Annotated in this window: 16 protein-coding genes and 2 tRNA genes; 6 read left to right on the top strand and 12 right to left on the bottom strand. The window is 45.9% G+C overall.

Features of this window, described 5'->3' with window-relative positions; translation table 11 throughout:
* Positions 1–184 precede the first annotated feature (184 nt).
* From gltB to ACQEXT_RS04005, 3 genes are all read left to right on the top strand, one after another.
* Positions 185–4,648 carry a glutamate synthase large subunit gene (gene gltB / locus ACQEXT_RS04015; protein ID WP_426950728.1) on the top strand — a complete coding sequence of 1,488 codons (4,464 nt, stop codon included), beginning with the start codon at positions 185–187 and terminating at the stop codon, positions 4,646–4,648.
* A 20-nt stretch (positions 4,649–4,668) separates the two neighbouring features.
* Positions 4,669–6,081 (top strand): FAD-dependent oxidoreductase, encoded by a 1,413-nt coding sequence (locus ACQEXT_RS04010; RefSeq protein ID WP_331427072.1) that lies wholly within the window; start codon positions 4,669–4,671, stop codon positions 6,079–6,081.
* A gap of 95 nt (positions 6,082–6,176) precedes the next feature.
* Positions 6,177–6,605 (top strand): DUF1499 domain-containing protein, encoded by a 429-nt coding sequence (locus tag ACQEXT_RS04005; RefSeq protein WP_331416202.1) that lies wholly within the window; start codon positions 6,177–6,179, stop codon positions 6,603–6,605.
* Between the two features lie 61 nt (positions 6,606–6,666).
* Here ACQEXT_RS04005 and truB read toward each other — a convergent pair whose 3' ends face one another.
* From truB to ubiT, 10 genes are all read right to left on the bottom strand, one after another.
* The gene (gene truB, locus ACQEXT_RS04000; protein ID WP_426950726.1) at positions 6,667–7,617 is read right to left on the bottom strand and encodes a tRNA pseudouridine(55) synthase TruB; all 951 of its coding nucleotides are present in this window, start codon (positions 7,615–7,617) and stop codon (positions 6,667–6,669) included.
* Entirely contained in the window at positions 7,617–8,027 is a 411-nt protein-coding gene (rbfA, locus tag ACQEXT_RS03995) for a 30S ribosome-binding factor RbfA (protein ID WP_138972553.1), read from the bottom strand. Before rbfA ends, truB begins: the two co-directional genes overlap by 1 nt.
* Before the next feature lie 113 nt (positions 8,028–8,140).
* Positions 8,141–10,828 carry a translation initiation factor IF-2 gene (gene infB, locus ACQEXT_RS03990; RefSeq protein ID WP_426950725.1) on the bottom strand — a complete coding sequence of 896 codons (2,688 nt, stop codon included), beginning with the start codon at positions 10,826–10,828 and terminating at the stop codon, positions 8,141–8,143.
* 22 nt (positions 10,829–10,850) lie between these two features.
* Complete coding sequence (gene nusA / locus ACQEXT_RS03985) at positions 10,851–12,338, bottom strand: transcription termination factor NusA (protein ID WP_138972555.1); 1,488 nt, start codon at positions 12,336–12,338, stop codon at positions 10,851–10,853.
* A 24-nt stretch (positions 12,339–12,362) separates the two neighbouring features.
* Entirely contained in the window at positions 12,363–12,818 is a 456-nt protein-coding gene (rimP, locus tag ACQEXT_RS03980) for a ribosome maturation factor RimP (protein WP_269376563.1), read from the bottom strand.
* A 206-nt stretch (positions 12,819–13,024) separates the two neighbouring features.
* Positions 13,025–13,101, bottom strand: a tRNA-Met gene (locus tag ACQEXT_RS03975).
* 56 nt (positions 13,102–13,157) lie between these two features.
* Positions 13,158–13,241 (bottom strand) — tRNA-Leu (locus ACQEXT_RS03970).
* 31 nt (positions 13,242–13,272) lie between these two features.
* Positions 13,273–13,605, bottom strand: a complete 333-nt coding sequence (gene secG, locus ACQEXT_RS03965) for a preprotein translocase subunit SecG (protein WP_138972557.1) — start codon at positions 13,603–13,605, stop codon at positions 13,273–13,275.
* Between the two features lie 226 nt (positions 13,606–13,831).
* On the bottom strand, positions 13,832–14,335 hold the full coding sequence (locus tag ACQEXT_RS03960) for an N-acetyltransferase (protein WP_331416198.1): 504 nt from the start codon (positions 14,333–14,335) through the stop codon (positions 13,832–13,834).
* Complete coding sequence (ubiT, locus tag ACQEXT_RS03955; protein ID WP_138972559.1) at positions 14,319–14,846, bottom strand: ubiquinone anaerobic biosynthesis accessory factor UbiT; 528 nt, start codon at positions 14,844–14,846, stop codon at positions 14,319–14,321. Before ubiT ends, ACQEXT_RS03960 begins: the two co-directional genes overlap by 17 nt.
* Positions 14,847–15,044: 198 nt before the next feature.
* Here ubiT and ACQEXT_RS03950 point away from each other — a divergent pair, with 198 nt between their 5' ends.
* The 3 genes from ACQEXT_RS03950 to ACQEXT_RS03940 all read left to right on the top strand — a co-directional run bounded on the left by ACQEXT_RS03950 (position 15,045) and on the right by ACQEXT_RS03940 (position 19,111).
* Positions 15,045–17,084 (top strand): sensor domain-containing protein, encoded by a 2,040-nt coding sequence (locus tag ACQEXT_RS03950; RefSeq protein WP_426950723.1) that lies wholly within the window; start codon positions 15,045–15,047, stop codon positions 17,082–17,084.
* Between the two features lie 114 nt (positions 17,085–17,198).
* On the top strand, positions 17,199–18,212 hold the full coding sequence (gene ubiU, locus ACQEXT_RS03945) for a ubiquinone anaerobic biosynthesis protein UbiU (RefSeq protein ID WP_331416196.1): 1,014 nt from the start codon (positions 17,199–17,201) through the stop codon (positions 18,210–18,212).
* Between the two features lie 20 nt (positions 18,213–18,232).
* The gene (locus tag ACQEXT_RS03940) at positions 18,233–19,111 is read left to right on the top strand and encodes a U32 family peptidase (protein WP_426950722.1); all 879 of its coding nucleotides are present in this window, start codon (positions 18,233–18,235) and stop codon (positions 19,109–19,111) included.
* Between the two features lie 45 nt (positions 19,112–19,156).
* Here the strand turns inward: ACQEXT_RS03940 and ACQEXT_RS03935 are convergent, their stop codons facing one another.
* Positions 19,157–20,494, bottom strand: a complete 1,338-nt coding sequence (locus ACQEXT_RS03935; RefSeq protein ID WP_426950721.1) for an MATE family efflux transporter — start codon at positions 20,492–20,494, stop codon at positions 19,157–19,159.
* A gap of 60 nt (positions 20,495–20,554) precedes the next feature.
* Positions 20,555–20,965 carry a MarR family winged helix-turn-helix transcriptional regulator gene (locus ACQEXT_RS03930; RefSeq protein ID WP_331416193.1) on the bottom strand — a complete coding sequence of 137 codons (411 nt, stop codon included), beginning with the start codon at positions 20,963–20,965 and terminating at the stop codon, positions 20,555–20,557.
* Between the last annotated feature and the right edge of the window lie 55 nt (positions 20,966–21,020).

Here is a 21,020-nt window from a genome sequence, read left to right as displayed (position 1 = left end):
TAATAACCTATACGTTGTGAAGTCGATGAAAATGAATTCGTCAAATTTTGTTAAATGTTTTAAGAACATTTACTGCATATCTATACGATATATAACAATTAAAATGAATAGTTAGTCATAAATACCAACCCTTTAAATGTTGGTAGTTCTGTCGGGATGACAGAAAAGCAAAGGGAGAATTGCAATGGCTCTATACGATCCTAGTCTCGAGAAAGACAACTGTGGATTTGGCTTAATTGCACATATGGAAGGTGAGCCAAGCCATAAACTGGTACGTACCGCAATTTCAGCACTTGATCGCATGACCCACCGTGGCGGCATCGCGGCTGATGGAAAAACGGGTGACGGATGTGGTCTATTACTGCAAAAGCCCGATTCATATCTACGTCTTATTGCCGAAGAAAATGGCTTTAAGCTTGGTAAACAATATGCCGTTGGCATGATTTTCTTTAACCAAGACCCAGCCAAAGCACAGCAAGCAAAAGACATTATCAATCAAGAACTTGCCCAAGAAACTCTGACTGTATCTGGCTGGCGTGACGTGCCAACCAACCCAACAGTACTCGGACCAATTGCCGCAGATTCTTTACCAAACATTCAGCAAGTTTTTATTTCAGCGCCTGCTGGCTGGCGTGAACGCGATATTGAACGTCGCCTATATATCGCCCGCCGCCGTATTGAAAAACGCATTGTTGATGATAGTGAGTTCTACGTCTGTAGCCTGTCGACACAAGTCATAGTGTACAAAGGTCTATGCATGCCAGCCGACCTACCAAGGTTTTATCTCGACTTGGCAGACCTGCGTATGGAATCTGCTATCTGTTTGTTCCACCAGCGTTTCTCGACGAATACTCAGCCTCGTTGGCCACTCGCTCAGCCATTCAGATATCTGGCTCACAATGGTGAAATCAATACGATTCAAGGCAACCGACAATGGGCTCGAGCACGAGCGTACAAATTCGCGTCACCACTGCTACCTGACCTGCAAACAGCTGCACCCTTCGTTAACGAGACAGGTTCAGACTCATCAAGCTTAGACAACATGCTCGATCTGTTTTTAGCTGGGGGTATGGATATCTTCCGTGCGATGCGAATGCTCGTTCCGCCAGCGTGGCAAAACCACCCTGATATGGATCCTGACTTACGTGCCTTCTATGATTTCAACTCCAAACACATGGAACCGTGGGATGGCCCTGCTGGTATCGTCTTATCAGATGGTCGTTACGCCGCATGTAACCTTGACCGTAATGGCTTACGTCCTGCTCGTTATGTCATAACAAAAGATAAGTTAATTACGTTAGCGTCTGAGGTTGGTATCTGGGACTACGCTCCCGATGAAGTCGCAGAAAAAGGACGAGTGGGTCCAGGCGAGCTTTTAGTTATTGATACTCGCCGTGGAAAGCTTTGGCAATCAAGTGAGATCGATAATGACCTCAAAGATCGCCACCCATACCGTGAATGGATGGAAAATAATGTCCATAAACTGACACCATTCTCTAAGTTGCCAGAAGACCAAGTGGGCGAACGTAGCTTCGATGAAGATGAACTAAAGACCTATCAAAAGCAGTTTGCGATGAGCAACGAAGAGGTTGATCAGGTATTGCGTGTTCTTGGCGATATGGGACAAGAAGCAGTCGGCTCAATGGGTGACGATACGCCAATGGCAGTGTTGTCGTCTAAAGAGAGATTGATTACTGATTATTTCCGTCAGAAATTCGCTCAGGTAACCAATCCACCGATCGATCCACTTCGTGAAAAACACGTCATGTCATTGGCGACCAGTGTCGGCCAAGAGATGAACGTATTCTGCGAGACCGACGGTCACGCTCATCGTGTAACCTTTGATTCACCGGTTCTGCTTTACTCAGACATGCAGCAACTACTTGAGTTAAGTGATGAGCACTACCGTAGTACGGTACTAGACATCAACTACAATCCCGACGACAAAGACCTTGAGCAAGCGATTCTTGATCTTTGTGATCAGGCAGAGCAAGCGGTTCGCGAAGGAACCGTTCTCGTGGTTCTCTCAGACAAAGTACTACAAAAAGGCCGATTACCGATCCCAGCAGCCATGGCTGTAGGGGCAGTACAAAGCCGATTGATCGATGCAAACCTTCGCTGTGACGCCAACATCATCGCCGAAACAGGCACTGTGCGAGACCCTCACCAATTTGCAGTACTGCTTGGTTTCGGTGCAACAGCGGTTTATCCATATCTGGCTTATGAAACCTTAGCGAAAGTCATTGATGATGGTGCTATCGCCAAGAGCTATCGACAGGTGATGCAAAACTACCAGAGTGGCATCAACAAAGGTCTATACAAGATCATGTCGAAAATGGGCATATCAACCGTTGCCTCATATCGTTGCTCTCAACTATTTGAAGCAGTAGGTCTAAGCCAAGATGTCGTCGATCTCTGCTTCAAGGGAGTCACAACCCGAATTCAAGGGGCGAACTTCGAAGACTTCGAGCAAGATCTTTACAATCTGTCTCGCAAAGCATGGACGAAACGTAAGCCAATTGAACATGGTGGATTGTTGAAATACGTTCACGGCGGCGAATACCACGCCTACAACCCAGATGTCGTAGGTACGCTACAACAAGCGGTAAAATCTGGTGACACTTCTGATTACCGAAGCTTTGCTAAGCAGGTAAACGAACGTCCCGTTGCTATGCTGCGCGACTTAATGCACCTGAAGACATCGTCAACGCCGCTGCCATTAGAAAAAATTGAACCGAGTACAGAACTCTTCAAACGTTTTGACTCGGCGGCGATGTCAATCGGTGCATTGAGCCCAGAAGCTCATGAAGCCCTAGCAACCGCGATGAACCGTTTAGGCGGTTACTCAAACTCAGGCGAAGGTGGTGAAGATCCAAGACGTTTTGGTACAGAGCGCAACTCACGCATTAAACAGATTGCTTCTGGTCGTTTTGGTGTGACACCACACTATCTGACCAACGCAGATGTACTGCAAATCAAAGTAGCGCAAGGAGCAAAACCGGGTGAAGGTGGACAGTTACCGGGACATAAAGTCACCGCTGAGATCGCGAAACTACGTTACTCAGTACAAGGGGTAACACTGATTTCTCCGCCACCACACCACGATATTTACTCTATCGAGGATCTCGCTCAGCTGATTTTCGACCTAAAACAGGTCAACCCAGAAGCACTGATTTCGGTCAAACTGGTTTCTGAGCCGGGCGTTGGCACTATTGCGACGGGTGTTGCCAAGGCATACGCCGATTTAATTACCATCTCAGGTTATGACGGTGGTACTGCGGCTAGCCCATTAACGTCGGTCAAATATGCTGGCAGCCCTTGGGAACTGGGTCTTGCAGAAACTCAGCAAGCGTTAGTCGCCAATGGTCTACGCCATAAGATTCGTCTTCAAGTCGATGGTGGCTTGAAAACTGGACTTGATGTCGTTAAAGCTGCGATTCTTGGTGCAGAAAGCTTCGGTTTCGGTACGGCGCCTATGGTTGCTATGGGTTGTAAGTTCTTACGTATCTGCCACTTAAATAACTGCGCGACTGGCGTTGCGACTCAAGATGACACCTTACGCAAACAGTACTTCAAAGGCCTGCCGGAAATGGTGATGAACTACTTTATCGGCCTCGCTGATGAAGTGCGTGAGTTACTTTCACAACTTGGGGTTGAGAAACTGACTGACTTAATCGGTCGCACCGATCTCTTAGAAGCCGTTGAGGGGCTAACAGCGAAACAGAGCAAGCTAGATCTTTCGGGTATTCTTGAATCACCAATATCGCCACAAGGCCACCCTCTTTACTGGACGGAATCAAATGCTCCATTTGATAAAGCTGAATTGAACCAAAAGATTGTCTCGGATGCGCTTGAATCTATTGAGGCATGTCAGTCTAAAGACTTGTTCTACAAAGTAATTAACACTGACCGTTCTATTGGCGCTCGTTTATCTGGTGAAATCGCGAAACGCTATGGCAATCAAGGTATGGCAGCAAGCCCGATTAGGCTTCACCTAGATGGTACTGCTGGTCAGTCATTTGGTGTCTGGAATGCTGGCGGTGTTGAACTTTACCTGACAGGCGATGCGAACGACTACGTGGGTAAAGGTATGGCTGGAGGCAAAATTAGCATCAAGCCTCACCAAGGCACTGCCTTCCAGTGTAATGAAGCAACGATTATTGGTAATACCTGTTTGTATGGCGCGACTGGCGGAAAACTTTTCGCAGCAGGTACGGCAGGAGAGCGATTTGGTGTCCGTAACTCAGGTACGATTGCCGTGATTGAAGGTGCAGGTGACAACGCTTGTGAATACATGACGGGTGGTATTGTCGCTATCCTTGGTGCGACCGGAGTTAACTTTGGTGCGGGTATGACAGGCGGTTTCGCTTACGTGCTTGATGAGAACGAAGAGTTCCAAGGACGAGTAAACCAAGAATCTGTCGAAGCGATTGCGCTATCGGATCTTTATATCCACCAAGAACACCTGCGCGGTTTGATCGCTGAGCACCTAGAAGAAACAGGCTCAGTCCACGCAGAAAACATCCTAGCGAACTTTGATGAATGGATTCCGAAGTTCTACTTGGTTAAACCGCAGGCAGCAGATTTAAGTACTCTGCTTGGTCATCAAAGTCGCAGTGCCGCAGAACTTCGCGTTCAAGCGCAGTAATCATGGAGGATGTTTGAATCATGAGTCAGAACGTATACCAATTTATCGATGTTCAGCGCGTCGATCCTGCGAAAAAACCAATTAAAATTCGTAAGATCGAGTTCGTTGAAATCTATGAACCCTTTACTAATCAGCAAGCTACCGCTCAGGCAGATCGCTGTTTAGACTGTGGTAACCCTTACTGTGAATGGAAGTGTCCGGTTCACAACTACATTCCTCAGTGGCTAAAGTTAGCGAATGAGGGGCGAATTCTGGAAGCGGTAGAACTCTCTCACCAGACCAACAGTCTTCCAGAAGTTTGTGGACGCGTCTGTCCGCAAGATCGTCTTTGTGAAGGTTCTTGTACCCTAAACGAAGACTTTGGTGCGGTCACTATCGGTAATATCGAAAAGTACATCACCGACAAAGCCTTTGAAATGGGCTGGAAACCGGACATGTCTAAAGTGGTTTGGACAGATAAAAAAGTCGCGATTATCGGTGCAGGTCCTGCTGGCCTTGCCGCTGCGGATATCTTGGTCCGAAACGGTGTGAAGCCGGTTGTCTTCGACCGCTACCCTGAAATTGGCGGCCTACTTACGTTTGGTATTCCATCGTTTAAACTTGAAAAAGGCGTGATGGAAAACCGTCGTCGAGTATTCACTGAAATGGGCGTTGAGTTCCGTTTGGGTGTAGAAGTCGGTAAAGACATTGAGATGCAGCAGCTTGTCGATGAATATGATGCCGTCTTCCTAGGTGTAGGAACCTACAAGAATATGCGTGCCGGACTTGAGAATGAAGATGCTCAAGGCGTCTACGATGCCTTGCCTTTCCTTATCTCCAATACTTATAAAGTAATGGAGTTACCGAGTGAAGAAGCATTTATCGATATGGCAGGAAAAAAGGTCGTTGTCCTAGGTGGTGGTGATACTGCGATGGACTGTGTTCGAACTTCGATTCGTCAAGGCGCCTCCAACGTTATCTGTGCGTATCGTCGTGATGAAGAAAACATGCCTGGCTCACGTCGAGAAGTGAAAAACGCTAAAGAGGAAGGCGTCGACTTCATGTTTAACTTACAGCCTCTCGGTGTCGAAGTTGATGCCAGTGGTAAAGTCTCTGGTGTTAAAGTCGTTAAAACTGCGCTGGGTGAACCCGATGATGCTGGACGACGTCGTCCTCAACCCGTAAAAGGCAGTGAACACGTGCTTGCTGCTGACGCTGTCATCATGGCGTTTGGCTTCCAGCCTCATCAAATGTCATGGCTAACACCTTTTGGCGTCGAGCTCGATGAGTGGGGGCGTATTAAAGCGCCGTCGGATCAGGAGTTTATGTTCCAAACCAGCAATAAGAAAATCTTTGCTGGTGGTGACGCGGTTCGTGGATCTGACTTGGTTGTAACAGCCATCGATGAAGGACGTAAAGCGGCTGAAGGTATTCTCGACTTCCTAGAAGTTTAACCTCTCATAACCACGAAAAAGGATCCTATTTTTGGATCCTTTTTTTATTTAAAACATATAATTATCTGACCAGTTCCAATACTAAGGAATCCAAGATGAAAAAAGGGGCTCTCCTTTCTCTGACCCTACTCACCTTAACGGCATGTAGCCAAGGAGTCACAACCATGACAGATCGCACTTCGCTCCCTTGTGGTGACAAACCTAACTGTGTCTCGACTCAAGATGCACGAGAGAAGCATCAGCTTGCACCCTTTACTTTGGCGAGCAGCACCAGTATTGATGCCATCGAAGCTGCCGCGCTGCAATTACCCGGAGCTAAAACAGCCGTGAAGGAGCAGGATTATCTTCGTATTGAATGCACCTCAAAGATCATGCGATTTGTTGATGACCTCGAATTACGCATTGAAGGTGAACAGCTGTTGGTACGTTCTGAGTCTAGAATGGGTTACTCCGACTTTGGCGTTAACCGTAAACGCGCGGATCAACTTCGTACCCTTCTGAGTGAAAAAGGGCTCATCCAATAGCATTTAGAATGTGGTGTAATATAAAGCCGAAGCAAGTGCTTCGGCTTTTCTCTAGATGGTATTACTGCTGAGTCTCATCTCGGAAGACAACCAGTCGCTTCGGAGCGACTTTGCCATCTGCGTTGACTTCAGCCACACCGATGAAGAGTTTCTCTTCTCCAGATGTCATGCGAAGTGGGGTACCTTCTGGCGCACCAAACACTTGGACTGGCATACCGTGCTGAACAAGATCGGTAAGCTCTGCGTTAAGGTTAACTTCCGGCAGATCTTCTACTGCGGTATCCATTGGTAATAGCAGTGGATCAAGTAGATCTTTCGGTGCAATCTCCTCACGTTGAGCTTGCTCAAGCAACTCATTCAGTTGCTCTAACGTCACCATCTTCTCGTAAGGGTAATTTGCAACCGCGGTACGACGCAGCATAGTGACATGAGCACCACAACCAAGCATTTCACCTAGGTCATCAACGATTGTGCGAATGTAAGTACCTTTCGAACAGTGTACTTCCATTTCCACTTCATCGCCTTCAAAGCGATGCAAGATGATTTCATAAACCGTGATCTTGCGTGATTCTCTCGGTACTTCAATACCTTGACGCGCATACTCGTACAAAGGCTTACCTTGGTACTTGAGCGCAGAGAACATTGAAGGCACTTGATCAGATTCACCGCGAAACTTATCGATACAAGCGAGCAGCTTATCCATATCAACATTGATAGGACGCGTCTCTACCACTTCACCATCAGAATCAGAGGTATCGGTTCTCTCACCAAGCTTAGCAATCACACGGTAGCGCTTGTCGGAATCAAGCAAAAACTGCGAGAACTTGGTTGCTTCACCGAGGCAGATCGGCAGCATACCTGTCGCTAGGGGATCCAGTGCACCCGTATGACCTGCTTTCTCAGCAAAATAGATTCGCTTTACTTTCTGCAGTGCATCGTTCGATGAAATTCCCGTTGGTTTATCCAACAGAATCACACCGTTAATTGGACGACCTTTACGACGACGAGCCATTAGCTGTCTTCCCCAGTCTGTTCTTCTTCACGACCTGAGTCTCTTTGCTTACGCTTATCTTCGCTAACGACTTCAGAAACAAGGTTCGACATACGCATACCTTCAACCAAGGTGTTGTCATAGTAGAAACGAACTTCTGGCGTTAAACGCAGACGGATACGCTTGCCTAGCATCATGCGGATATGAACTTCATGCTCACGTAATGCTTCAAGGCATGACTCTGGTGTTTGCTCACCAACACAAAGGAAGGTAACAAATACTTTTGCATACGCTAGATCACGTGACACTTCTACATCAGAAATCGTCACCATGCCTAGGCGTGAATCGCGAACTTCGCGCTGAAGGATCAGAGCGAGCTCTTTTTGCAGCTGCTGTGACACTCGCTGCGTGCGGCTAAATTCTTTTGACATATCTTTTCTCTTATTAGAAAGAATGGGGGGATGGTCGTAACCAGCCCCCCATGGCGTATTCAACAACCAATTACAGCTTATCTTAAGAAGATCTTGCTCGTAATTTTAGTCAATTAATCAAGAGTACGTTTAATCTCTACGATTTCGAATACTTCGATCTGGTCACCAACGCGAACATCATTGTAGTTCTTAACGCCGATACCACACTCGTAGCCATTCTTAACTTCTTGAACGTCATCTTTAAAGCGACGTAGTGATTCTAGCTCACCTTCGTAGATAACAACGTTATCACGTAGTACACGGATAGGGTTGCTACGCTTAATTAGACCTTCAGTAACCATACAACCAGCGATTGCACCCAGTTTCGGTGACTTAAACACGTCACGTACTTCAGCAAGACCAATGATCTCTTGCTTGAATTCTGGAGCAAGCATACCGCCCATTGCTTGTTTCACTTCATCAATTAATTGGTAAATGATTGAGTAGTAACGTAGGTCAACACTTGCCGCTTCAACCGCACGACGCGCAGAAGCGTCAGCACGAACGTTAAAGCCAAGGATGATAGCGTTTGAAGCTTCAGCTAGAACTGCGTCAGTTTCTGTAATACCACCAACACCAGAACCCACGATGTTTACTTTCACTTCGTCAGTCGATAGTTTCAGTAGTGAGTCTGCAATCGCTTCAACAGAACCTTGAACGTCAGCCTTCAGTACTACGTTCAGTTCAGCAACTTCACCAGCCGTCATGTTCGAGAACATGTTCTCTAGTTTAGATTTCTGCTGACGTGCAAGTTTCACTTCACGGAACTTACCAGCACGGTAGTTAGCAACTTCACGCGCTTTACGCTCATCACGTACTACAGTCGCTTCGTCACCTGAAGAAGGCACGCCTGAAAGACCTAAGATCTCTACAGGGATAGAAGGACCCGCTTCTGTGATTTCTTTACCAAGCTCATCACGCATCGCACGAACACGGCCGTACTCTTGACCACAAAGAACGATATCGCCTTTGTTTAGTGTGCCTGACTGAACAAGTACTGTAGCAACTGGACCACGACCTTTATCTAGTCGAGATTCAACAACTACACCAGACGCCATACCTTCTTTAACAGCTTTAAGTTCAAGAACTTCAGACTGAAGAAGGATTGCTTCTAGAAGACCGTCAATGTTAGTACCCTGTTTCGCAGAGATGTGAACGAACATGTTCTCACCACCCCACTCCTCAGGAATTACGTCGTACTGAGCTAGCTCATTCTTAACGTTGTCTGGGTTTGCGTCTTCTTTATCGATCTTGTTAACCGCAACAATCAGTGGAACGCCTGCCGCTTTCGCGTGCTGAATCGCTTCAACTGTTTGTGGCATAACGCCATCGTCCGCTGCAACAACAAGAACAACGATATCCGTCGCTTGAGCACCACGAGCACGCATAGCGGTAAACGCCGCGTGTCCAGGAGTATCAAGGAAGGTGATCATGCCGTTGTCTGTTTCTACGTGGTATGCACCAATGTGCTGTGTAATACCACCTGCTTCACCAGACGCAACGTGTGTGCGACGAATGTAGTCAAGCGTAGACGTTTTACCATGGTCAACGTGACCCATGATAGTAACAACAGGTGCGCGAGGAACGGCTTCAGCGTTGTTGTCACGATCTGACAGTACCGCTTCTTCCAGCTCATTCTCTTTACGCAGAATAACTTTGTGGCCCATTTCTTCAGCAACTAGCTGAGCCGTCTCTTGGTCGATAACTTGGTTGATAGTCGCCATAGCGCCCATCTTCATCATCACCTTGATAACTTCTGTGCCTTTAACCGACATCTTGCTAGCAAGTTCAGATACAACGATTGTTTCGCCGATCACAACGTCTGCTTTAGCAACAGTAGCGGTCTTATCGAAGCCTTGCTGCATTGAAGCTGGCTTAGAAAGTCTGCCTTGCTTACGGCCTTTACCACCACGTTGGTTGCGGCTAGGGCGAGGTGGCTCTTCATCTAGAGAAGATTTCTTTTTCTTCCTGCGACGAGCGCCTTCTTCTTTGCGGTCAGCAGCATCTTCTGCTTCACGTGCATACGAAGAAGTAGTCACATGGTAGTCAGAGTTTTCAAGCTCTTTCTTCTTCTGTTCTTCTTCATTCCAACGAGCTTCATTTTCTTCAGCTAGTTTACGAGCTTCTTCAACAAGCTTTGCAGCTTCTTGTTCAGCTTTACGTTGGGCTTCTTCTTCCTGACGACGTTTTAGTTCGTCAGCTTCTTTTTTCGCTTGCGCATTCGCGTCCGCATTTTTTGCATTCATGTCTTTCTTAGCCTTATCAGCTTGTACGCGCTTTGCCTTTTCTTCTGCGTCACGTTTTGCATCCGCTTCTCGCTTCGCTTTCTCATCGGCCTCGCGTTGTGCTTTCTCTGCAGCTTCACGTTTTGCTAGCTCTTCAGCCTCACGCTTCGCAAGCTCTTCAGCTTCACGCTTTGCTGCTTCCTCAGCCTCACGTTTTGCGTCGTCTTCGATAATGCTGCGCTTAACATAAGTTCGCTTCTTGCGTACTTCTACTTGAACATCCTTACTCTTGCCGCCACCAGCATTTACGCTAAGTGTGCTGCGAGTTTTACGCTGTAGAGTTAAACGAGTTGGCTCAGATTCACCCGTAGTGTCACCGTGCTCTTTCTTTAAGTGAGTCAAAAGTTTCTGCTTTTCTTCATCAGAAACCTGATCACTGCTCGCTTTGTTCATACCAGCATCAGCAAGTTGTTCAATTAAGCGGTCCACTGGAGTTCCAATTTCTTCACTCAGTGCCTTAACAGTAATTTGTGTCATGCCGCTTTCTCCTTGCTGAAAATTATGCTTCGTCGCCGAACCAACAGATGTTACGAGCTGCCATAATTAGCTCACCCGCACGCTCTTCGGTCAGGCCTTCAATACCTTCAAGATCATCGATGCCCTGATCAGCTAGGTCTTCTAGTGTTGATACACCTTTAGCTGCCAGTTTAAATGCCATCTCACGCTCAAGACCTTCAAGGCCTAGTAGGTCTTCTGCTGGCTCAACGCCTTCGAAAGACTCTTCTTGTGCTAGCGCAAGAGTCGTTAGTGCATTCTTAGCACGATTACGTAGTTCTTCGACTAGATCTTCATCTAGACCATCAACTTCAAGTAGTTCGTTAACTGGAACGTAAGCAACTTCTTCTAGAGTTGAGAAGCCTTCTTCAACAAGCAGTTGAGCAAAGTCTTCTTCGATATCTAGGTGCTTCATGAAGCTATCAATAGCAGCTTGAGACTCTTCAGCATGTTTCTTGTGAAGATCTTCTACTGTCATTACGTTAAGTTCCCAACCAGTCAGTTGAGACGCAAGACGTACGTTCTGACCGTTACGGCCGATAGCTTGTGCTAGGTTGTCCGCTTCAACTGCGATATCCATAGCATTCGCATCTTCATCTACGATGATAGAAGCAACGTCTGCAGGCGCCATTGCGTTAATTACAAATTGCGCTGGGTTATCGTCCCAAAGAACGATATCGATACGCTCACCACCAAGCTCACCAGAAACGGCTTGTACACGTGCACCACGCATGCCAACACACGCACCCACTGGGTCAATACGTTTGTCGTTTGTTTTCACTGCGATTTTTGCACGAGAACCTGGATCGCGAGCTGCCCCTTTAAGCTCAATGATCTCTTCCGCAATTTCAGGAACTTCAACACGGAATAGCTCAGCAAGCATTTCAGGCTTAGAGCGAGTAACAAATAGCTGGAAGCCACGCGCTTCTGGAGCCACTTTGTATAGTAGACCACGCACACGGTCACCTGGGCGGAAGTTTTCACGAGGAAGTTGGTCATCACGTAGGATTACCGCTTCCGCGTTGTTACCTAAGTCAAGAACAACCGTTTCACGGTTTACTTTCTTAACTACGCCAGTAACAAGTTCACCTTCATTGTCGATGAACTGTTCAACGATTTGTGCACGCTCTGCTTCACGTACTTTTTGTACGATAACTTGTTTAGCAGTTTGAGTCGTAATACGGTCAAATGTTACAGACTCAATATCATCTTCAACGTAATCACCTAGTTGAACTTCAGCATCATCGTACTGAGCAGCTTCTAGAGAGATTTCCTTCGTTGGATGTTCAACGTTTTCTACTACTAACCAACGACGGAAAGTTTCGAACTCGCCCGTTTTACGGTCAATTTGAACACGAACGTCAATTTCGATTTCGTGTTTTTTCTTAGTAGAAGTTGCTAGAGCAATTTCAAGGGCTTCAAAGATACGCTCACGAGGTACCGCTTTCTCATTCGATACCGCTTCTACTACCGCTAAAATTTCTTTACTCATTTTAAATAGCCTCTAAGACTTTAATTAAAATTTAGGGATCAGGTTAGCTTTTGAGATATTGCTTAGTGCAAACTCTTCTTCATTACCATCAACAGTAACAGAGATAGTTTCACCATCCACTGAGTGGATTACACCTTTCCACTTGCGACGGTTGCCTACAGCCATCTTCAAAACGATGCTTACCTCGTGACCAATAAATTGTTCATAGTGTGCAGCTTTGAAAAGTGGTCTTTCTAAACCTGGTGAAGACACTTCAAGGTTGTAAGCCACTGTGATTGGATCTTCAACGTCCATAACCGCACTTACTTGACGGCTAACTTCCGCACAATCTTCGACAGTAATGCCGTTTTCGTGGTCGATAAAAATACGCAACGTTGAATGCTCGCCTGCGCGAATAAATTCTAATCCAACTAACTCATAACCTGATGCAGCTACAGGAGCTTCAAGCATTTCAGTAAGTTGTCTTTCTAAACCAGTCATTTTAACCACTCCAGAAACAAAAAAAGGGCTCACAGCCCAATTTAAATTCCAAGCAAAGCTCTAAATTTCTCTTCAGAAATTTAGATAACAAAAAACCCCGAAAAGTCGGGGTTTTTTGTTGCTGGACCCTGATACGTTAAGCAAAATCATTGTCGCTTAACTCGCAGTATCGCTACTGCGCAAACTTGTCCAAATCCTAACAGGATTGGTTGCGGGGGCCGGATTTGAACCGACGACCTTCGGGTTATGAGCCCGACGAGCTACCAAGCTGCTCCACCCCGCGTCCGACTTGTCGAGCATTATACGCTCTCCAAGGTGTTTTACAAGTTTGTAAATCAATGGTGCCGAGAGAGGGACTCGAACCCTCACACCTAAGGCACTAGCACCTCATGCTAGCGTGTCTACCAATTTCACCATCTCGGCAGCTAATTCTATTTCTCAGCTAGAAAATAGCTTATTGAGGAATTTCACTACCTTGAGGGGCAGGAATTTCACTCGCATCGTCAGCTTGCTGGATAACTTGACCTTGTGTTGGGTCAACCCACTGAGATTCAGTTTTGTGTGTAGACATATTGCCTAGCACCAAGCTGAGGACGAAAAATACTGTTGCAAAAATTGCAGTCATTCGGGTTAGGAAATTACCTGAGCCGCTTGCGCCAAACACTGTGTTTGATGCGCCTGCACCGAATGAGGCTCCCATATCTGCGCCTTTACCTTGTTGAATCAACACTAGGCCGATTACACCAACCGCTGCCAACAGGTAAATCACAAGTAGAACTGTAAACATTGTTTCCACCTATGTTCCAAATTGTTGAGCCAGCGCCGCTCGAAAACATTACTTTTCAATAGGTTTTTGAACAAGGCTAGCGACCTCCTTATCGAAGGCCGAGCAATACTAGCGAAACACGCTATTGCTGACAAGTAGATTTTTGCAAAAAATTAGCTACTGGCCGCCAAGCGGTCAAAAAAAGGACAAAACGATAATTTTTCATCCTTTTCTGCGGCGAACAAAGCTAAAGTTCTGAAAATTCTCTGCTGTATTCGATCAAACCTGTGCGCTGATTTAGCTCTCCTTCCACTAAACCTAGCACCTGAAATGCACCTTGAGGGACATCCCACTGACAACGCATATTATGCTTTTCGCTTGCTTCAAAGCCAAATCGAGCATAATAAGCAGGATCACCAAGTACCACGCAAGCTGGGTAGTCAAACTCCAGTAAAGAAGCTAATCCTTCTTTAACGAGATCGGCGGCAATTCCCTTGTTTCGGTAATCGTGACGAACAGCTAGTGGCGCTAATCCCTGCCAGTTTAGGTCTTCACCGTCTAATGTGACCGGACTAAACAGTACATAACCCACGACTTCACCTTCATCGTTGCAAGCAACAAGCGACAATGTACGGCGACCATTTTCTCTTAGTGTCATGACTAAGTTCGCTTCTGCTTCTGTGTCGAAGGCTCCTTTTAGAAGTCTATCGACCGCCAGAATATCTGCTGGTGCTTCAGTTCGAATAAGCATTTACAACCTCTTTGTGTGTTGAAGGCGATTGTAAGCCTTTTTGCACAAATTCGGCTAGCTGATTTAACAAGGTCTGAACAGCTTTCGGCAATGAATCAAGATCGACACTGTCCATCAAGTTTTTGACTTCCAAACCCAATTCCGTATCACCTTCTATGGTTAGGCGACGTTGGAAAAACAGGGTATCAGGATCTTCTTTGCGTCCGGCAATCAAAACTAAGTCATTCAGATTCCCTCCAAACAACACATCTTCCTTCACACTTTTATCACCAACGACAAGCTGTTCGTCTTGATAGCTAATCAGCCAACTCAGCTGCATATCTTTTACTTCAACTTTTAACCACTTATCTTCAAGGAATTCGAAATCCCCATCTTCAAGAGCCTCTTTGAACACCGTTTTTAGCCCTTCAAGCAAGGCTTTTTTTTGTACAGATTGAGGCAATAAGTGGACTGGAGATCGCAAAATTGATGCAGCGTTTTGAACTAGTTGAGTGCGAATCTTGTTAATCACGCGAATTATCCGTTACTTTGTGGGTTGGAATTGCTCATCATAAAGTATGTTTAACTAACGATTCCTGTTATTTGTCAAAGAATCTGCGTGATGCCTGAAACTCTTTAAACTACAGGCAATGACAGTTATAGTTATTACATCATTCATATTCACAACCGATGTGAATCACAAGCTCTGTTGGAGAGTTGGAAAAACTTGATGCTATCGCAACAATTACAGCACTGGTTTAAAGAAATAACGGCTAACAGCCCGTTTTTTTTCGCTATCTTAGATAACCAGCATAATTATGCCGTGGTTAACGGGCGCTATTGTGATATCGCAGGTCTTACTCCTCCTGAAATGGTCGGTATGAGTGACAGCCAGATCATGGGGCAACAGTTTTATAATCATCTCAAGCCTTATTATGATCGCGCTTTTAAAGGTGAATCGATCGAAGCTGAGATGACGATGGGTGATCTCGACTTAGAGACCAGCCTGCATTTCAATATCTCGCCACTGAATACCGATGGTAAGATCGAGCACATCATCTTTCATGCTCTCGACACCTCTGAAAAACAGATCCTCATTCGCTCTTTGGAAGAGTCAGAAGGTAAGTTTTCGACTTTGACCTCTCTCGTTCCTGAGGGAATCATGTTAGTGGAAGACGATTGCATCATTTCAGCAAATCCTGCTGCGTTAAGATTACTTGGTTTTGAGTCGGTACAAGATCTACTCGGAGAAAACCTTTCACGGCTATTTGTCGATGAAAAAACAAAAACGGTTTTTTCTAGCTCATTAGTCAACTCGCTCGGTGAAGCACCATTAACGTGTTTGACTGGTCCTCGCTGTGGATTTGAGCGCAAAGTCCAGCTGTTAGCTGACGCGACAATGATTCTCGGTAGTGATTCTCAGCTGGTTTTGATCCAAGATGCAGATTCGACACCTAAGAAGCTCTCTCCAACACAACATGAAGATGCGCATGTTGACTCACTCACTGGCTTGTATAACCGTTTCGGATTCACCAAACGTTTAGAGCAACTGATCCACAACGATACACCGTTGATCATGCTCTATCTTGATATCGATAACTTCAAAAATATCAACGACTCACTTGGCCACCATATTGGGGACAAAGTGATCAAGGAAGTCTCTTCTCGTCTTAAGCGTCTTTTACCTCCACATGCGGTTTTAGGGCATTTAGGAGGAGATGAGTTCGGCATCATACTGCCTGAACCTGATAATAATCGCATGGCAGAAATGCTGTCAGAACGCATTATCTCTCTCGTGAATCAACCGTTTGATCTACACCACTTCAGCAAGCGACTTGCGTGCTCTATTGGTAGTGTTGCCTACCCTGGAGATGGCAACGATGCTCGTATCTTGCTACAAAACGCTGACACAGCAATGTATGAGGCCAAGGATCGTGGTCGCAACCGACTGATCAAATTCAACGATCAGATGAACAAAGAAGCTCGTATGCGCTTATGGCTGGAAATCGAATTACAGAAAGCGCTGCAACAAAATGGACTTGAGGTGTGGTATCAACCTAAAGTCAATGCGCGAGACTTCAGTATCAATGGCGCAGAAGCACTGATTCGTTGGAAACATCCCGTAGAAGGCTATATTAGCCCTGGTGCATTTATTCCTGTTGCGGAACGAGCTGGCTTGATCGAACATCTAGGTCGAGTGGTCATGCGCGAGGTCTTTGCCACAGTCAAACGCTGGAAGCTGCAAGGTATTTTACCGGGTCGAGTGGCGATCAACCTCTCCCCTGAACAATTTGGCAACCCTAAGTTAATCGACTACATGGAGAAGTTGCTGCGCACAACAGAATTAGATCCAAGCTGTATTACTTTTGAGCTGACAGAAAGTGCGGTGATGAGTGATAGTGAGCACACTCTTCAAATGTTGAATGCGATTAAGCGACTAGGTTTTGCTCTATCAATCGATGACTTCGGAACGGGCTATTCATCGCTCTCCTACTTAGCGAGATTTCCAATCGATGAACTCAAAATTGACCGAGCATTTATCTCTGATATTGATACGCTGCCTAAACAAATCACAGTCATAGAAAATATCATCAATCTAGGCAAATCACTCAATTTGACTGTCGTCGCCGAAGGTGTAGAGACACAGCAACAAGCGACTCTGCTGTCTAATCTAAACTGTAACTCAATTCAAGGCTTCCACTTCCATCGCCCTCAGCCAAGACAAGAGGTTGAAGAGCTATTTGCACAAAATCGTCGCCACAAAAACTAACCCTAAGTAATTATTTCACTTAGAAACTCACTCAAACCTGCCTTATATCAAATTTGCCATTCATAATTCTTCATAAAATGCTCAACAATTTTATGAGACAGTCTGGTAAGAGCAATGGAACTCCTATGCCCTGCAGGTAACTTGCCTGCACTAAAAACTGCAATTGATTGTGGCGCTGATGCGGTTTACATCGGTTTTAAAGATGATACCAATGCCCGTCACTTTGCGGGTTTAAACTTTACAGGTAAGAAACTGGAAAAAGCCGTTCAGTACGTTCATGACCATAAGAAGAAGATTCATGTCGCTCTCAACACTTTCGCTCATCCAGACGGCTTTAGCCGTTGGACCGATGCGGTCGACCGTGCAGCGGATAATGGCGTAGATGCTCTGATTGTGGCAGATATCGCGGTACTTGATTACGCATCGCAAAAGTACCCTGACTTAGAACTTCACTTATCAGTACAGGCCTCGGCAACAAACGTCGCGGCTATCGATTTCTACAAGAACAACTTTAACGTCAAGCGCGTTGTTCTGCCTCGTGTTCTTTCGATTCATCAGGTGAAACAGCTATCACGTAATATCACCAGCGATGTCGAACTTGAAGTGTTTGCGTTTGGCAGCCTATGCATCATGTCTGAAGGACGCTGCTATCTCTCCTCATACATGACTGGCGAATCACCAAACACAGTGGGGGCATGCTCGCCTGCCAAATATGTTCGTTGGCAAGAAACCGAGAAAGGGCTTGAGTCTCGCCTCAACAACATTCTTATTGACCGTTACAGCGAAGGTGAAAATGCAGGTTATCCGACCTTATGTAAAGGCCGTTTCACCGCCGATCTAGAAGAGCAAACCAAGGCTTATCATGCTTTGGAAGAGCCAACCAGTTTGAACACCCTCTCTATGCTCCCTGAGCTGTTTGCCGCGAACGTAGCCTCGGTAAAAATCGAAGGACGCCAACGCAGCCCTGCCTACGTGGAGCAGGTGACACGTACTTGGCGAGCCGCTATTGATCGCTATCTCGCAAACCCTGAAGGCTACCAAGTCGAAGCGGCTTGGGATGCGACTCTAGCAAACGTGTCAGAAGGTAAGCAAACAACACTCGGTGCATACCACCGCAAGTGGCAGTAGAGGTCAATATGGAAAAAAACATGAAATACGCGCTTGGCCCACTACTCTATTTCTGGCCAAAGCAGGATGTCGAAGCTTTTTATAATCAGGCTAAAAGCAGTTCAGCAGATATCATTTATTTGGGTGAAAGTGTTTGCTCTAAACGACGTGAAATGAAACCAAATCATTGGTTTGATATTGCCAAAGAGCTTAATTCTGCTGGCAAACAAGTTGTCCTTTCGACCATGGCTCTTCTCGAAGCGCCGAGCGAAGTCAACATCATGAAGAAGTACATCGATAATGGTGACTTCGCGATTGAAGCCAATGACGTTTCTGCAATCCAGCTAGCCTCTGAGCGTAAGGTACCGTTTGTGGTTGGCCCTGCGGTCAATACTTACAATGCCCACACACTGAACCTATTTCTTAAACAGGGCATGATCCGTTGGTGCATGCCTGTCGAGCTGTCTCGTGAGTGGCTGAGCAAAGTATTAACCCAATGTGATGAGATTGGTATTAAGGATAAGTTCGAGGTCGAAGTCTTCAGTCATGGCTACCTACCTTTGGCTTACTCAGCTCGATGCTTTACCGCAAGAGCAGAGAATCGTGCCAAAGACGATTGTGAGACCTGCTGTATTAAATACCCAACAGGCATTCAAGTAAGCAGCCAAGAAGGCCAGCAAGTGTTCAACCTGAACGGCATCCAGACTCAATCAGGCTATTGCTATAACCTGATCAACGATCTGCCAAGTATGCAAGGATTGGTCGATGTCGTACGCCTGAGTCCACTTGGCCTCGATACCTTCTCGCAAGTTGAAAAATTCCGCGCCAACGAGAGTGGTCATAGCCCAGATCAAATCGATAACCGTCAGTGCAACGGTTACTGGCATCAACTGGCCGGTCTAGAAGTGAAGAACGTCTAGTTAAATTTATGACACATGATAAAGGGCTCAAATGAGCCCTTTTCTCTATGCGATGACCTGTTCGGTCGATGTCACTTTTATGCGCTTGATATCTTTCCACAGCATCGTCATCACCACCAAGCTGAGTGCAATGTTAGACAATGGGTACGCAATCCAGATACCCGGCACACCAAACAACTTAGGCATCAGGTACAAGAAAGGCAATTGCACCAACATATTGCCAACAGTGACAAACAGCGCTTTACTCCCCTTGTTGATCGCTTGGTAGTAAGCACCAGCAACCACTAAGAAGCCGTCGAGTGCCATAGAAAACATGTGCAGACGAATTCCCATCACCGTATGTTCCATCAACTGTGCGTCATCCTTGTTAAAGACAGAGACAAATTTAGTTGGGAATAGATTGAGTAATACCACAAATACACTACCCACTATCACCGCTGAATACATCGCAACTTTTAGAAGTTTACGGATGTTTTGTTGGTTTCTCGCCCCATGATTGTAGCTGACCAAAGGCTGCATACCGTTTGCAATACCTTCTGCTGTGAGATAGTAGACGGTGACGATATAACCTAGTATGGCGTAAGCGCCAATCATCAACTGATCGCCATATTGAGCAAATAGTGCGTTGTGCAGTGCAACCATCATAGAACCATAGGCATACATAAAGAAACTGGATGCGCCAATCGCAAAGATGTTGGGGATGATAGCCAGCTTTAAACGCAAATCAGCCCACTTCAAACGCAATCTCGCATGAGATGAAAAAAAGTAAGCCAAACCCGATACGGTGACCACACCTTGTGCAATAGCGGTAGCTATCGCGGCACCGGTTAACTCCCAGCCCAACACAGCAATTAAGAGGTAATCTAAGGCGATGTTAACGAATGCACCAATGACCATAAGCATGGTCGCAATATTTGGGCTTTCATCATTACGCAGCAAAAAAGGCATCGCAATCGAGCCCAAAGTAAAAATACAGGCCCCAATCAAGATATGTAAATATTGTAACCCCAGCTCAAATACTCGGCCTTCAGCTCCCTGCCAACGAAGAAAATCATCTGCGAACAGATAAAGAACAACCGAGACCACAGGCACCAAAGCGATAAGTAGCACTAATCCCGTCGCGAGGATCTGTTTTGCACCTTGGTTGTCTTTTTTTCCTTGTTGTATTGAAACGAGTGCTCCGGTTCCGACACCAACCAGCATACCTAGCCCAAGAATCGAACCAATCATAGGCCAAGCGACGTTAATGCCCGCTAAGCCATCAGCACCAACATAGCGACCAATGAAGACGCCATCAACGACTTGATATAGACCGTTGACCAGCATTGCTGCCACGGTAGGTATCGTGTATTTCCAAAACTGTTTATAAATGGATGTTTGCATTTTCTCACCACTAGTTAGCATAGCTAACTAAATAGATAAATTTTTCTGACTTCGAGTTAATTATTTAAGTGCTTTTTCTAACAAGCTGATCAAATGGCTGTTTTCAACCTCAGTCAGTTTGTTGCCAATAGACTCCGCGATCCTGCGGTAAACCACTTGTTCAAGCGAAAGGTCTTTAATGACCTGCTCCGTTAGAATCACTCGCTTAGCGCGTCCATCTTCATTACATGATATCCGTGAAACTAAGCCTTTATTCTGCAATCGTGCCACCATATTCGAGGCGGAAGGCTTACTCACTTTCATCTCTTGAGCTAAATCGGTGATGCGAATCCCCTGAGCGTGTTCTTGTATCACTCGAAGATAATCGTATTCATTAAAACTCAAGTTTGATAAAGCATCTTCTTTGGCATGAACTCGCCACGCTTTGGAACAGAATCGTTCCAGTTCCATTAAGCTATTTTCTAGAGTCATTGTCTGCACATTTAGTTAGCAAGGCTAACTATTTTAGTCTTCATTTTTCCATCTG

It is taken from the genome of Vibrio sp. TRT 29B02 (assembly GCF_050113655.1).
GTDB lineage: Bacteria > Pseudomonadota > Gammaproteobacteria > Enterobacterales > Vibrionaceae > Vibrio.
The sequence above is the reverse complement of the archived record's forward strand: the minus strand, read 5'-3'. Positions and strand labels throughout refer to the sequence as shown.

What these genes read in the sequence shown, in the direction of transcription:
- rimP (WP_269376563.1), bottom strand. Translation starts at nt 12,818, where the DNA reads ATGACTGGTTTAGAAAGACAACTTACTGAAATGCTTGAAGCTCCTGTA.
- ACQEXT_RS04005 (WP_331416202.1), top strand. Translation starts at nt 6,177, where the DNA reads ATGAAAAAAGGGGCTCTCCTTTCTCTGACCCTACTCACCTTAACGGCA.
- truB (WP_426950726.1), bottom strand. Translation starts at nt 7,617, where the DNA reads ATGGCTCGTCGTCGTAAAGGTCGTCCAATTAACGGTGTGATTCTGTTG.
- nusA (WP_138972555.1), bottom strand. Translation starts at nt 12,338, where the DNA reads ATGAGTAAAGAAATTTTAGCGGTAGTAGAAGCGGTATCGAATGAGAAA.
- gltB (WP_426950728.1), top strand. Translation starts at nt 185, where the DNA reads ATGGCTCTATACGATCCTAGTCTCGAGAAAGACAACTGTGGATTTGGC.
- ACQEXT_RS03935 (WP_426950721.1), bottom strand. Translation starts at nt 20,494, where the DNA reads ATGCAAACATCCATTTATAAACAGTTTTGGAAATACACGATACCTACC.
- infB (WP_426950725.1), bottom strand. Translation starts at nt 10,828, where the DNA reads ATGACACAAATTACTGTTAAGGCACTGAGTGAAGAAATTGGAACTCCA.
- ACQEXT_RS03960 (WP_331416198.1), bottom strand. Translation starts at nt 14,335, where the DNA reads ATGCTTATTCGAACTGAAGCACCAGCAGATATTCTGGCGGTCGATAGA.
- rbfA (WP_138972553.1), bottom strand. Translation starts at nt 8,027, where the DNA reads ATGTCAAAAGAATTTAGCCGCACGCAGCGAGTGTCACAGCAGCTGCAA.
- ACQEXT_RS03950 (WP_426950723.1), top strand. Translation starts at nt 15,045, where the DNA reads ATGCTATCGCAACAATTACAGCACTGGTTTAAAGAAATAACGGCTAAC.
- ACQEXT_RS03940 (WP_426950722.1), top strand. Translation starts at nt 18,233, where the DNA reads ATGAAATACGCGCTTGGCCCACTACTCTATTTCTGGCCAAAGCAGGAT.
- secG (WP_138972557.1), bottom strand. Translation starts at nt 13,605, where the DNA reads ATGTTTACAGTTCTACTTGTGATTTACCTGTTGGCAGCGGTTGGTGTA.
- ACQEXT_RS03930 (WP_331416193.1), bottom strand. Translation starts at nt 20,965, where the DNA reads ATGACTCTAGAAAATAGCTTAATGGAACTGGAACGATTCTGTTCCAAA.
- ACQEXT_RS04010 (WP_331427072.1), top strand. Translation starts at nt 4,669, where the DNA reads ATGAGTCAGAACGTATACCAATTTATCGATGTTCAGCGCGTCGATCCT.
- ubiU (WP_331416196.1), top strand. Translation starts at nt 17,199, where the DNA reads ATGGAACTCCTATGCCCTGCAGGTAACTTGCCTGCACTAAAAACTGCA.